A 13,493-nucleotide genomic window follows, 5' to 3' on the forward strand; every position below is an offset into this window, starting at 1 on the left:
ACCACCACCGCCCATGAGGCGGTTTTTTACTGCCTGGAGAAAAGCATGGGCGCAGCACAGCAAGTAGAAATCTTCGGCGCCAAGGGCGGATCGGACAAACCAAAGACCCCGACCGAAGCGCCGGACAGCCTGCGCTCGGTGGCCATGGCCAAAATGCTGATAGCAATGGGCGAGGGTGAATTTTCCGGCAATCCGACCGCGCAGGACATCTTCCTCGACAACACCCCATTGCAGGATCCCCAGGGCAACATGAACTTCCCGAACGTGAAGTTTGAGTACCGTAGTGGGTCGGTCGAGCAGGGCTATATCTCCGGAATCCCATCGATCGAGAACGAAACCACGCTTGGCATCGAGCTGCGCAGCGGCACGCCGTGGGTTCGTGCGATCAACAATACCGAACTGTCAGCTGTGCGCCTGCGCTTCGCTTGGCCGGCCCTGCAATCGGTTGATGCCAGCGGCAATGTGAATGGCTATCGGATTGAGTACAAGGTTGAGCTGGCCACCGATGGCGGCGCTTATCAGCAAGTGCTGAGCGAGGCTGTTGACGGAAAGACCACCAGCACCTACGAGCGCACCCGCCGCATCGATCTGCCTGCTGCTTCCAGTGGCTGGCTGATGCGCGTTACGCGTATTACGCCGAACCAGAACAACAACAAAATTGCCGACTCCATGCAGATCGCCGGCTTCACCGAGGTGATTGATGCGAAGCTTCGGTACCCGAATACCGCGCTGCTTTACATCGAATTTTCGGCCGAGCAGTTCCGCAATATTCCGGCGGTGACGGTCAAGTGCAAAGGTCGGAAGATCCCGGTGCCGAGCAACTACGATCCGGACGCTCGGTCCTACACCGGTATCTGGGATGGCACCTTTAAACAGGCATGGACCGACAATCCCACCTGGATGACCTACGACATCACCGTAAACGACCGATTCGGCCTAGGCCGGCGAATCAAGCCTTGGCAGGTCGATAAGTGGGAGCTGTACCGGATCGCCCAGTATTGCGATCAGTTGGTGCCGGATGGGAAGGGCGGGCAAGAGCCGCGCTTCACCTGCAATCTCAACCTGCAGGGTAAGGCCGACGCCTGGTCGCTGCTGCGCGATATCTCTGCCATTTATCGCGGGATGACCTACTGGGCTCAGGGCCAGGTCTGCACGCTGTCCGACATGCCGCGCGCGACTGATTTTGACTTCGCCTACACCCGGGCGAATGTCATTGATGGCAGGTTTACCTACTCGAGCGCATCGGAGCGCACCCGGTATAGCCGGGCCTTGATCAGCTACGACAATCCAGCGAACAACTTCGACACCGACGTCACCGCCGTGACCGATCCCAAACTGCAGCGGCGCTACGGCGACAACCCGCTGGAGATCAGCGCAATCGGTTGCACGCGTGAGTCTGAGGCGCAGCGCCGCGGCAAGTGGGCATTGCTCACAAACTCCAGGGACCGCGCAATCAGCTTTCGGGTTGGCCTCGATGGCCGCATTCCGTTGCCTGGCTACGTCATCCCTGTGGCTGACGAACTGCTGGCTGGCCGCGCGATCGGCGGACGCATCTCGGCAGTGAGCGGCCGCGCCATTACCTTGGACCGCGATACCCAGGCCAAGACCGGCGACCGCCTGATCCTGAACCTGCCAAACGGCAAGTGCGAAGGGCGTACCGTGCAGTCCGTGGCGGGTCGCGTGGTTGCTGTCACCGTCGCGTATTCCGCGGTACCGGAGCGCGAACTTGTTTGGGCGCTCGACGCTGACGATCTGACCGTGCCGTTGTATCGCGTGACCAGCGTATCCCGTCCAGAGCCCGGCGTATTTGAAATCTCGGCAGTTCAATACGACCCAAGCAAGTTTGCGCACATCGACACCGGTGCACGATTGGAGGAGCGGCCAATCAGCGTGATTCCGATCACCGTCGTTCCGGCGCCGGCCAGTGTGACGCTGACTTCCACCTCTGTGGTTTCCCAAGGCATCGCCGTCGCCACCATGACCATCACCTGGCCGGCAGTGAACGGCGCCGTCGGGTATGACGTGGAGTGGCGCAAGGACAGCGGCAACTGGATCAAGCTGCCACGGACCGGTGCAACCGGTGTCGATGTGGTGGGCATCTATGCTGGTGCCTACGTCGCGCGCGTGCGAGCAGTGAGTGCCTTCGACATCTCGTCGATCTGGCGCAGCTCGATCCTGACCAATCTCACCGGCAAGCAAGGTTTGCCGCCGGCGGTGTCGTTCCTCACGGCTACGTCGCTGCTGTTTGGCATTTACCTGAAGTGGGGCTTTCCTGCCGGCGCCGAGGACACCCAGCGTACCGAGATTTGGTACGGGCCGACGACCAGTCTACCGGCGGCAACCAAACTGACCGACTTGTCTTACCCGCAAAGCGATTTCTCGATGCTCGGCCTGGCCGCCGGCGTGACCTTTTACTTTTGGGCGCGCCTGGTGGATCGGATCGGCAATATCGGTCCGTGGTATCCGGTGGGTATCGGCGTGCAGGGCCAGTCGAGTTCTGACGCTTCCCCGATTCTAGAAATGATCTCCGGCCAGATCACCGAAACAGAGCTGGGCCAGGACCTGCTGGACGAGATCGAAAAGATTCCAGGGCTTCAAACGCAGATCGATGCGCTGGACGAAAGCTACGACCCAACCAAAACCTACGTGAAGAACGCGATCGTGCGGTTTGGCCAGTTGCTGTATCAGGCGAAGGGCCCGGTTCCGATCAACACGCCGCCGCCGAACGTCACCTACTGGCTGGATGTAGGGCAAACGGTGGAATCGGCGAACGGGCTGGCGCAGCAGGTTGCCACCAACACGGCGGACATCATCGAGCTTGATGGTGCGGTCACCGCTCAGGCAACCGCGTTCCAAGCGCTGAGCGCTTCCTACCGTGATGACAATGGGGAGGGCGATCTTGCGGATGCCCTTAAGGGCTGGACCAGCACGGCTGCCATTGCGACCGAGGAGAAGGTGCGAGCTTCAGAGAATGAGGCGACAGCTCGCCGTCTGACCACGTTTGACGCAAAGATCGATGACAACGCGGCCAACATTACCGAGCTGGAAGAGGTAGTGGCCACGAACGAATCGGCGACGGCGACGAAGGTCGCCCAGCTGACGGCATCGGTCGGCGAGAACACCTCCGCCATTCAGGAAACATCCACCGCCTACGCGGACACCAGCGGCAAGCTGTCGACGATGTGGTCGGTGAAGATGCAGGTGACGGCAGACGGCAAGTACATCGCCGCGGGCATTGGCTTGGGTATCGAGAACACCGGTGCCGGATTGCAGAGCCAGTTCCTGGTAAGCGCGGACCGGTTCGCCATCGTCAACACCATTGCCGGCGGCGCCATCTCGGTTCCGTTTGCGGTGCAGGGCGGCCAGGTGTTCATGAACTCGGCCTTCATCCAGGACGGCAGCATCACCATGCTGAAGATCGGCCAGTACCTGCAATCCGACAATTACATTGCCGGAACGCAGGGTTGGCGCCTGGATAAAGCGGGCAACCTTGAGTTCAACGGCCCAGCGCCGGGCGGCGGCAGGCTGACGATGACCAATCGGGCCATCAAGGTCTTTGACCAGAATGGCGTGAAACGTGTCCAGTTGGGAGATCTGGACGCATGACTTATGGAGCAAGAGTCTGGGACGAGAACGGCAGCCTATCCATGGACACCAACAGCTTCACCTACCAGGTGATCTGGCAGGGAGTGATCGACTTCAGCGGAGCTACGCCCAGCTACACACTAAGCATTCCAGGCTTCAACCCAGCTAACTGCGTGTTCATGATCATTCCGACGAGGGCTCAGGACGTGCAATCGGCCGAAATTGATGGGTTGGGAAATACCAGGTCTTACCCGTATGTCACCACCGCCATGGGGCAGGTGACAGTCTTGCCTAAAAACCCATCTACCGGCGCCTCTACGCTTCAGACAAGGATCGTCGCCAAAGGCTACGCGATAAGGTATTCGACATGAGCTATGGATTTCAGAGCATCAACGACAATTCATTTGTCCAGATTGACTCCGAGGCTCCACGGCTGTGCATGCTGACCAAGGGGGCGTATTCAGGGACGACTGATGCGTCAGGGGTGTTTGCCCGCGCCGTAACGAGTCAAGACCCGCCTCTGGTATTTATCCGGCCGGATCAGGGGGCGATCCAGGTTCCGATATCGGTGTGGTTCACCGGTGGGCCGGGCAACTGGACCGGGTTTTCAATGAAAGCTTCCGTCGTTAATGCAAGTCTCAGCGGGCAGTATTTCGCTGCCGCTTGGACCTCGATGGGCACCGCCGCATATGGCATGCGCCTGTGGGACCAGAACGCGGCGCTGGTATACGACAGCGGCGCACCAGCGGTCGTAGTGACATTTGCCGCCGGCAACTGGAGTTATCTCGGCGACGAGGTACTGATCGTGGGTCGCCGTTACATCTGGAGCATCAGCAGGCTGCTTGGCGCGGGCGAATATATCTCCCTGAACCCCTTCGCAATGAACTGTCACAACGGATCCTCCGGTGGGGGTTGCGCATTAGCCGTCGATTACGCCAACAGCCGCATCCTCATGTACAGCCTCGCTACAACCGCCTGGACTGATCAAGGTCACCGTCCTTTCCTCTGCGCCAAATTACTGGCCTGAACCCAATACTTCTGGAGGTATTCCATGCCCTGGTACAAATCGGGAACGGTAAACGTCACCCTAAATTCGAGCGCCGTGATCGGCGCGGGCACCGCCTTCATTGCAAATAGTCGCGTCGGCGACGCATTTCGCGGGCCCGATGGTGGTTGGTACGAGGTCACCAACATCGCCAGCGATACGGCGATGTCGATCTCGCCGACCTATAAGGGCGCAACCAGTGCTTCGGGCACATATGCATTGGCGCCGATGCAGGGCTATGTCAAAGATTCTGCCGATGCTCTGCGGGCGCTAGTGAATACGTACGGCACGAAACTCGCCGCCCTAGGCACGACGGGAAACTTTGACACTCTGCCTGTCAACAAGGGCGGAACAGGCGGCGTCGATCAGGCTGGCGCAAGGTCCGGGCTCGGTTTAGGTTCAGTTTCAACCGAAAACATAGTTCCTGTCGCAAAAGGCGGTACCGGCGCAAGTGATCAAACAGGCGCGCGCACGGGGCTGGGTTTAGGTTCGGTGGCTACCGAGAACACCGTTCCCGTGGCCAAAGGTGGGACCGGCGGCACCTCTCAAGCCACAGCTCGTACAGGGCTGGGACTGAAATCGGCTGCCGTTGCCGATATTGTTGGAACAGTATCGCAGTCAGGTGGTGTTCCTACTGGAGCGATCATTGAGTCAGGCTCTAACGCTGCCGGGCGATACACTAAGTTCGCTAACGGCATGATGATTTGTGAACTTGCTACTTTCGACATGTCGGTAGCAGCGAATGCTCACACGCAAGTTAACAGAGGTTTGCCCGCACCATTTGTAGTTGACGCGTGGGCGGTCGTTTCTGCTACCGGTCAACCTGATCAGTCCAACGAGCACTACGGGTTCAATGCCTGCTTTCTGCTTAATGCGACATCTGTTGCACTGTTCCATTTCAACGGCCCAACACCGCAAAACTTAGTCCGTGTCGGTACAATAGTTATTGGAAGGTGGTTCTAATGATCATTAAATTGAGTCCGCAACGACGCGACGATACGCTTGATGCATTCAAATTAGGTGACGTTCTAACGGTGAACGGTGAGCAGTTCGACTTTTCCCTCGTCGGGGAGGGCGACACCTTGCCAGCTCAAGCTATTTCTTCGATTTGGTTTGTGGATAAAGTTGAAAGGATCGACGGAGAATTAATTTTAACTCTTCTGTTTCCGAATCCTTGGAACTATAGCCAAGAACAGGCGTTTCCTGTGCCGCTGCAGGGCGTGCCGGATGGCTCTGTGGTATTTCCTCAACCCTTACCTGAAGAACCAGTCATGGTCGAGGAGCAAGTATGAATATCGACTGGACTCAACTGATTACCAAGTCCATCAAGGACGCTGCCGTTCTGGCTGCGCACCTTGCCTTGATGAAAGCCGAGTTTGCCGCACGTAACGCCAAGGCAGTAGCGCAGATCGCCCGCATACAGGACCGAGTGGATACGCTCGGATATGGGATCGAAGCCGGTGAAGCGACTGAAGAAGATGAGGTCGAGCACGCGGCACTGATGATCAGCATCAAGAGCTGGAAGGGGTACAAGTTCGCGCTGGGCAAGGTTCCCGCTCAACCGACTTGGCCGGCAATGCCTGCCTGGCCCCCCGAGCCTATTGTTCCAGGCATTACCGCAGACCCTGGGCCAGAGCCGTCGAATTGATGTAGCGCAGCACCAGTACAACGCACCCGCCATCGAGCGGGTATTTTTTTGTCTGGAGAAAAGTTATGAACACATCCGAAAAAGAACGCGACATCCTTGCCCGCACGCTGTGGGGTGAGGCTCGCGGCGAATCGCTGACCGGGCAGATCGCCGTGGCATGGACCATCCGCAACCGCGTTAACGACGGCAAGGCCAAGTCCTGGTGGGGTGAAGGTTACGCTGGCGTGTGCCAGAAGCCGTATCAGTTCAGTTGCTGGAACAAGAACGATCCGAACTACGTCTACCTGAGTGGCGCCAAGCCGATCCCGTTTCGTGAGTTCGCTCAGGCGCAGATTGCCGCTGACCATGTGCTTGCCGACAAAGTGTCTGATCCCACCGGTGGCGCGACCCACTATTACGCCACTACCATGCCGAAGCCGCCGGCCTGGGCGAAGGGCGCTAAGCAGACGCTGAAGCTCGGACGTCACGTGTTTTTCAAGGATGTAGCATGAAAGCCTTTCTACGAAAGTTTGGTAAGTTACCTTCTAGCCACTGAGGCGAACTTAAAAGGAAACAACACGCCTGAAAATCTGATGATTCGGTTTTTTAATTGTTTTGCTATGCCAGGGTTGGGCTGCCGGAGTATTGTGCCGTTAAGAAGTGGCCGAACAATTAGTAGCAAGTATGGCGGGAAGAGGTGTCGTCGAAGTAAGTACATATGATCCAACAAACTGCCCATCAGGTGATGGGCAGTTAGAAATAGTTGGATCTAAATTTTTTATGGGTCCGTCGAATGGTTTCCGTCAGGCAGTACTAATTGTTGTAAACGCATTAGTCCGCATTGGGTGATCAGATAGTTCTTCCAATATGGTGTTATAAAATCAACTGCGTTGGATAGTGCAAAGTCGTCTAGGTCCGCCTGCTCATACCTTCTGCTAAGGGTAAACTCCGCGACTATCCCGCATTCGATTGTTATAAGACCTTCCGGCTCTGGCGGTTGTTCGTCTAGCTGACTTGAATCTGGTGTGGCGGATGAGTCTTCATCTTCAGGTTTCGACCACTTTGCACCAAAATTAAAATAAACCCTGAACCGACCTGTTCCATCAGCTTTGGAAACTAAGGCTTGCGACCTATCTACGAAAGCCAATGTCCGCAACTCTAGGGCGGCTAAATTTTCTTCAAAGGTAGGGTCAAAGTCATTGGCAAAGAACGCTCTGGTCTCAGTGATGTAGACGTCGCTAAACTCTGGAGTGTCCTTATCTTTGCGCATGGCGGTCATAGTCTTCCTCGCTATATTTTGGCGATAAAAAGGACTGAATGTTTTCCTCTTCGCCATACACTCTAACTTTGCAATCCACCTCTTTTGTGAGTTCATGCGAAACTACAAATGGGGCGCCTACTTTACAGACATGGTGGCTTTGTAACCAGCTATTTTCGATGCTGGCTCTAGGCTTGTGTATATGAACATGTCTTTCGGAAAATAGTACTTGGTGGGATTTATGCAGCCTTGGCTCGGTATCAGAAGTGGTCGCTAAGTTAAAGTTGTATATCTGCTGCGCCCACAAGTATTCCGTTCTCCCCTGGACAGCTTTTATTGATGCCTTGGAATAAAGCCAATTTTTCGCAGCTGGGATCTCAAGTGCAAGCCTAACAAGATTGTCCATGGCCTCTGATTGAGTAACGTCGTCAGCTTCATATTTAGCAAAAGAATTTGATCCACCTCCAAATACAAGAGCCGCTTGTGACTGTGTAAGTCCCAATTTAGTACGAGCAACTCGCATCTGTTGACCAGTGAGACGACCTTCGGCCATTTTTTGAAAAGCTGCCATGGCACGTTGATTATCTCTAACTTGCGTTGGAGATGCTTGGAAGCAGCCGCACACGTCACACTCGTACGCTTTAGTGTGCACGTAGCCGGTAATGCCTTTATGCTCTACCGCGCGATCACGCCCTGCCTCGTGCAAGCTACCTTCACCGCAGAGTGGGCAAATTTCGGTCTGAATGCTCATAGATCCTCCTTAGCGATCTGAGGTGTGGCAGGAGATCAGCAGCACGAGTCCGCCTTGTTTTCCAATGCAAAATTTGACGTAGTAAGTCACTTCCAGTTCCTTGTATGCGTAGTCATTCCACTCTTTCCTTGAGATTCGGTACGCGTCGCATGCTGCCCACACCCCTGGTTTGCCTGTCTCACACCACTGTGCATTGAGGTATCGCCCACGAAGGACGGCATCTGTTAGCAGTCCCACTAAATCTGCAGGTTTGAGCTTTAAATCCTGCACATTGTCAATGCAGTTCTGAGTGACGGGACGGACCTCCGCTCCATTGGACAGTAGATCAAGAACCTCGGCCCTGGAGTACAACGGTCCACCAGGTATGCTCCGGGAAGCGCCGGGCCCTGGCGCTCCCCCCGTGGAATACTGGCTGAGGATTATTGAAGATACCATTATGGTAAGTCTACCTTGACTGCTGACCAACACGCTAATTCTATTTTGCTAATGAGAATCACTTACGAACCTCGTCCGTGATCATGTCATCGCGCCATGCTTTCAGGCTTTTTGCCATTATTTCGACCTAATACCCAGATTTCTCCAACCCGGATCCCCTGGAATACTGGCTGAGAATTGTTGAGGATACCATTATGGTAAGTCTACCGTGACTGCTGACCAACACACTAATTCTATTTTGCTAATGAGAATCACTTGTGAAACTCGTCCGTGATCTCATCGCCATGCTTCAGGCGTTTGCCATTATTTCGACCTAACGCCCGGATTTCTCCAACCCAGGTCCAGAGGGCAACGTTTTGATACAGGCCTTGATCTTTTTTTCTGCGGTATTCAAAGCTTTGATCCCCGAGCTCATTCCGGAGCCATAAGCACCGCGAGCGTCAGCTTGATGAACTCCTCGTTCTTGTCGATGGTTTCCAATGCGCCGCGCACGTTGCCGGCGACGTCGGCAGAGCCTCGGGCTTCGACCCAGTTGGAAAGCTCCATGATGGCGGCCTCGAGGGCGAGTTGGTTTTCGTTAATCTTGAACAGCAGGGAAGGGAGCAGGTCTGAATTTGGCATAGGCGATTCCTCCATGAATGAGGACATCGTAGCAGTGACAGTTCGGGTTCGGGAGGAATGGGGGTACTAACGGCAGGACGCCGGGGGAGGGTGCGTGACTTTTGCGTGACTTTCTCACGCACTTGTAAGCTCTTGTAGGCAGTCGATTGCAGCGAGCGCCAATAAAAACAGCCAGTAAACAAGGTCTTACAGAGGTACTGCGTGCATGGGGTGCTAGGGGTCGAGTGTTCGAATCACTCCGTCCCGACCATATAATTCAAGGGGTTGCGAGATTTTTTCTCGCGACCCCTTTTTATTTTTAGGGGTTTTTACCCCCACAAAACGACTGGCTCTCGGTGGAATCCTCACCTCATTTGGAGGAGATGGGCGCAAGATTCTGTAAGGCACGGCGCTGAAGTCGAATTGGATGCCAAGGAGCTTCAGGCTGTGGTACTTGGTTTGCCTTGGCAACGCGTCGGCGCCGGTGGCGTCATCTCGGTGCTCTAAGCCAGTGATAACCTCTAGCCCGCGCAATTGGCCCATCAGTCTGTTGTCGCCCTAGCTCTCTCTGGCAAAATCGGCGGCAAGACTTCGCTGCAAATCTCGACAATCTGAACCCTGAAGAACTGCGCGCCCTGACGGCGCAGTTGATGCAGCGCGTCGAGACGATGGACAAGCAGATCAACCATCACAAATCGGTCAAAGAGAAACTGGCCCACGAGATCACGCTGCTCAATCGCTTCAAATTTGCCAAGCGCAGCAAGTAATTGAGCCCGGATCAGGCCAGCTTGCTCGACGACTTGATCGACACCGATATCGCCGCTATTGAAGCTGAACTTGAGGCGCTGCAACCGGCAGCAGTCGAAGCCAAAGTTCGCCAGCAGCCCAAGCGCGCGGCGCTGCCACCGCAGTTTCCTCGTACGCTGATCCATCACGAACTGGACAACAGCCACTGCCAGTGCGGCTGCGCCGTCAAGCGCATCGGTGAAGATGCCAGCGAAAAGCTCAACTACACGCCCGGCGTCTTCACCGTCAAACGCCATATCCGCGGGAAAAGGGCGTGTGGACAGTGTGAAACACTGATCCAGGCGCCAGTACCGGTGTATGTCATCGGCAAGGGCATACTGACGGCGGGCCTGCTGGCCAGTCATTGCTCAATAGGATTCTCACCAGCTTGAGAGCTCACTTACTGGTGTATTTCAGTGACAGACATGGTGAAGACCAGCCGGGATCTACCTGCATTGGCGTAGGAGTGTGGAACGTCCGTTTTTGCCACTGCGGAGCTTCCAGCAGGGATGACTAATTCGGTTTCCCCGACAACACATTTCAGCGTCCCTTTCTCCACATGGAACAATTCAAGTGTGCCCTGAGGGTGTCCTTGTGACGAAAAGGATTCACCTGGGAACATTTCCCAACGCCACAACTCAATCATGTTGGGCCCTGTCGTTCCTGCAAGAAGCCGGGCTGTCCCACCCAGATCACCGGTCCAGAGAGTAGGGATCTCCTGACTGTCGATTATGTGGGCAGCAGGGGCGTCCGTCACATTGACGATGTCTGCAACAGAAAGCCCCAACGCTGCGGCGATTTTGCAAAGGATGCCAATGCTCGGGTTAGCCGTACATTTTTCTATTTCGACGACCATTCCTTTACTTACGCCCGAGCGACGGGATAGCTCGTCCAACGTGATTTTCTGAGTCTTTCGTGCCTGTTTGAGCGTGCGCGCAACTGCCAGGCTCACAGTCTGAGCATCGGCGCCAGGCGCGGTCGATATACCGGTATTTATGGTCATTGTTGATGATCATGAGAAAAAGTTGGAAGGGATTCTCGACGCTTGCCGCTAGTGTCGTCAATCTGCTCGGTAGTTATATCTGATCAGTAAGGTCGATATATTGACTTTTTTGGTCGCCAGTGACTAGCATGAAACGACATGTGGATCACTGGAGATTTTTGATGCTGTCCGTACTGCCGTTAATTGACCAAACCGTTGCAGAGCTGGCACCGGGCTTCAGGGCGCTGAGCATCGTAGTGCGGGCTGCGCCCCTCACCAACCCTGGCGTTGCTCAAGAGGCCTTGGATCGCGCTTGCCTGTCAGTGTTGTCAGATGGACCCGGCTGGGGAGAAGCCCATCTGGCAGCATGGGCAGAGACCTTTCGAAAATTCGGGGCTAAGCCGCAACGTACGCCTTGCTCAGCCGAAGCGTTGCGCAAGCGGGTTTTACGTGACGGCAGCTTGCCGAGCCTGGATCCCATAGTTGATCTCTACAATGCCATCAGTATCGAGTACGCGATCCCAGTAGGCGGGGAAAACATAGACGCCTATGTGGGCTCGCCGCAGCTCGTGGTCGCAGATGGCACTGAGCCTTTTGACACCATGAAAGAAGGTGCTGCAGCTTACGAGTATCCAGACGCCGGCGAAGTGGTATGGCGTGACGATAAAGGCGTGACATGCCGTCGCTGGAATTGGCGGCAAGGTGTCAGAACACGGCTGAGTGCTGATGCAAAACACATGTGGTTCATTCTGGAAAGTTTGCCGGCGATGCCTCTCGAAGCGCTGACGGAAGCAGGTGACAAGCTTATCGAAGGCCTGCAACTGATGATGCCAGGCGTTCAGATTGAGAGCTCACTGATTGGTCCTGGAGCCAATCAGTCCATAGACGAAACCATGGAGTCATGAATGATGTTTACCGGCCTTAGTGCATTTCCTTTGACGCCTATGAATGAGCAAGGTGTGGATGAAAATGCCTTTACTCGTCTTGTTGAGCAACTGGCAGCAGCGAATGTCGACTCCATCGGTGCACTCGGATCTACCGGTAGCTATGCGTATCTTTCTCGGGCTGAGCGCTCTCGCGTTGCGCAGTTGGCAGTAGAGGCAGCGGGCAATGTGCCTGTCATGGTCAGCATTGGATCGCTACGCACGCGTGACGTGCTATTGCTGGCCGAGGAGGCACAAACGGTGGGGGTCAAAGCCTTGTTGCTGCCACCTGTTTCCTATCAGAAGCTATCTGCGGAAGATGTCTTTTCGTTGTATGAAACGGTCACGGCCAATATCTCAGTTCCGCTATGTGTCTATGACAATCCCGGTACCACCCATTTCGAATTTACTGACGAGCTGCATGGGCGCATTGCCGAGTTGCCATATGTGAGCTCAATCAAAATCCCTGGCGTTCCCGAGGCACCCTATCTTGCCAAGGCACGCGTGGATCGTCTTCGAGAGCTGGTTCCGAACCACGTTACGATCGGGGTGAGCGGTGATGTCTTTGCAGCTGTCGGCATGAATGCTGGCTGTGACGCCTGGTACTCCGTCATGGGAGGGCTGTTCCCCAAGACGGCGCTAGCGATTACGCGAGCGGCATTGTCTGGTGATGCCCATGAGGCCACACGCCTTTCTGAATGCTTAAAACCACTCTGGTCGTTGTTCAGGCAATTTGGAGGTAGCTTTCGTGTCGTAGCGACTGCCGCAGAGCTTCGTGGATTTACCCAGCATCCAAGCGTGCCCCTGCCGCTCCGAACGATAAGTGGTGAAGGGCGTAAGCAAATTGCCGCGGTGATCGACGAGCTCGAACTGAACTGAGCCTGGCTTCTTACGTAGAAGGAGGACGCCTGCCCACCATGTTCCATGAGGCAGGCGAACAGGTTTCTAGCGTTTCAAAAACGTTGTGAAGTGGTCCTGGTGATCCTGCAGGATCTCGCGTGGCAAGATAGTTCCGATACCCCCTCGATGTTGCAGACCGTGGGAAAGCACATGCGCCAGGATTTGCTCCTTCGTCATGTTGCCTGGCTTCCCGTCCTTGAAAATAAACGCCACTGGATCAGACAACTCCATTGCGGTGACTGATTTGGTGTAGTCAACAAACCATTGATTCGCTATGGAAAATTGTTCTTCTAGCTGAGTCAGGTTCGGCGGTTGGTCAGTCACGACGGAGTCAAATTCGTCTGGGTTTCCTTGCAGTCTGGCGATGAACAGCTGATCAACAATGTTGATGTGGCTGAGCCAGTACGTCGCTTTCGCCATTTCGTCTGGATAGGATTTCGCCGCCGGGGCTTTCAAGCATGTGAATAGCTCCTCCTCAGACCATGCCTTGTACTGGTAAAGCGAATGCAGAAGGTTCTTGGCACACATGGTTTTCTCCCGGATTTCTAAACTGACAGATGTCTTGTGCTATTCGATGAGGTAGCGCCAAAGGCCTCTTTGC

At 55.2% G+C, this 13,493-nt stretch carries 14 protein-coding genes and 1 pseudogene; 10 read left to right on the plus strand and 5 right to left on the minus strand.

Annotated features, from left to right (window positions below):
* Positions 1-45 precede the first annotated feature (45 nt).
* From ACA067_RS09840 to ACA067_RS09870, 7 genes are all read left to right on the plus strand, one after another.
* Positions 46-3,606: a TipJ family phage tail tip protein gene (locus tag ACA067_RS09840; protein WP_497461569.1), complete on the plus strand. Its 3,561-nt coding sequence runs from the start codon at positions 46-48 to the stop codon at positions 3,604-3,606.
* A gap of 41 nt (positions 3,607-3,647) precedes the next feature.
* Positions 3,648-3,956 (plus strand): hypothetical protein, encoded by a 309-nt coding sequence (locus ACA067_RS09845; protein ID WP_497461570.1) that lies wholly within the window; start codon positions 3,648-3,650, stop codon positions 3,954-3,956.
* Entirely contained in the window at positions 3,953-4,612 is a 660-nt protein-coding gene (locus ACA067_RS09850) for a hypothetical protein (RefSeq protein WP_497461571.1), read from the plus strand. The genes ACA067_RS09845 and ACA067_RS09850 overlap by 4 nt, the downstream gene beginning before the upstream one ends.
* Positions 4,613-4,636: 24 nt before the next feature.
* Positions 4,637-5,593 carry a phage tail protein gene (locus ACA067_RS09855; RefSeq protein WP_497461572.1) on the plus strand — a complete coding sequence of 319 codons (957 nt, stop codon included), beginning with the start codon at positions 4,637-4,639 and terminating at the stop codon, positions 5,591-5,593.
* On the plus strand, positions 5,593-5,922 hold the full coding sequence (locus ACA067_RS09860) for a hypothetical protein (RefSeq protein WP_497461573.1): 330 nt from the start codon (positions 5,593-5,595) through the stop codon (positions 5,920-5,922). Before ACA067_RS09855 ends, ACA067_RS09860 begins: the two co-directional genes overlap by 1 nt.
* Positions 5,919-6,278 (plus strand): phage tail protein, encoded by a 360-nt coding sequence (locus ACA067_RS09865; protein WP_497461574.1) that lies wholly within the window; start codon positions 5,919-5,921, stop codon positions 6,276-6,278. Before ACA067_RS09860 ends, ACA067_RS09865 begins: the two co-directional genes overlap by 4 nt.
* A 65-nt stretch (positions 6,279-6,343) precedes the next feature.
* Entirely contained in the window at positions 6,344-6,769 is a 426-nt protein-coding gene (locus ACA067_RS09870) for a cell wall hydrolase (RefSeq protein WP_497461575.1), read from the plus strand.
* Positions 6,770-7,035: 266 nt separating this feature from the next.
* On the opposite strand, the gene ACA067_RS09875 is transcribed toward ACA067_RS09870, so the two are convergent.
* The 3 genes from ACA067_RS09875 to ACA067_RS09885 all read right to left on the minus strand — a co-directional run bounded on the left by ACA067_RS09875 (position 7,036) and on the right by ACA067_RS09885 (position 9,322).
* Positions 7,036-7,536, minus strand: coding sequence for a hypothetical protein (locus ACA067_RS09875; protein WP_497461576.1), 501 nt, complete (start codon positions 7,534-7,536; stop codon positions 7,036-7,038).
* Positions 7,514-8,266 (minus strand): type II toxin-antitoxin system MqsA family antitoxin, encoded by a 753-nt coding sequence (locus ACA067_RS09880; RefSeq protein ID WP_497461577.1) that lies wholly within the window; start codon positions 8,264-8,266, stop codon positions 7,514-7,516. The genes ACA067_RS09875 and ACA067_RS09880 overlap by 23 nt, the downstream gene beginning before the upstream one ends.
* 846 nt (positions 8,267-9,112) lie before the next feature.
* The gene (locus ACA067_RS09885) at positions 9,113-9,322 is read right to left on the minus strand and encodes a hypothetical protein (protein WP_497461578.1); all 210 of its coding nucleotides are present in this window, start codon (positions 9,320-9,322) and stop codon (positions 9,113-9,115) included.
* A 590-nt stretch (positions 9,323-9,912) separates the two neighbouring features.
* On the opposite strand from ACA067_RS09885, the pseudogene ACA067_RS09890 reads away from it, so the two are divergent.
* Positions 9,913-10,446: pseudogene (locus tag ACA067_RS09890) on the plus strand (IS66 family transposase zinc-finger binding domain-containing protein); the annotation flags it as partial.
* Positions 10,447-10,487: 41 nt separating this feature from the next.
* Here the strand turns inward: ACA067_RS09890 and ACA067_RS09895 are convergent.
* Complete coding sequence (locus ACA067_RS09895; RefSeq protein ID WP_497461579.1) at positions 10,488-11,090, minus strand: cupin domain-containing protein; 603 nt, start codon at positions 11,088-11,090, stop codon at positions 10,488-10,490.
* A 161-nt stretch (positions 11,091-11,251) separates the two neighbouring features.
* Here ACA067_RS09895 and ACA067_RS09900 point away from each other — a divergent pair, with 161 nt between their 5' ends.
* Together ACA067_RS09900 and ACA067_RS09905 are read left to right on the plus strand one after the other, a co-directional pair.
* On the plus strand, positions 11,252-11,974 hold the full coding sequence (locus ACA067_RS09900; RefSeq protein WP_497461580.1) for a B3/B4 domain-containing protein: 723 nt from the start codon (positions 11,252-11,254) through the stop codon (positions 11,972-11,974).
* The gene (locus ACA067_RS09905) at positions 11,975-12,871 is read left to right on the plus strand and encodes a dihydrodipicolinate synthase family protein (RefSeq protein WP_497461581.1); all 897 of its coding nucleotides are present in this window, start codon (positions 11,975-11,977) and stop codon (positions 12,869-12,871) included.
* Between the two features lie 66 nt (positions 12,872-12,937).
* On the opposite strand, the gene ACA067_RS09910 is transcribed toward ACA067_RS09905, so the two are convergent.
* Positions 12,938-13,420: a DinB family protein gene (locus ACA067_RS09910; protein WP_497461582.1), complete on the minus strand. Its 483-nt coding sequence runs from the start codon at positions 13,418-13,420 to the stop codon at positions 12,938-12,940.
* Between the last annotated feature and the right edge of the window lie 73 nt (positions 13,421-13,493).

It is taken from the genome of Pseudomonas sp. LBUM1674 (genome assembly GCF_059695635.1).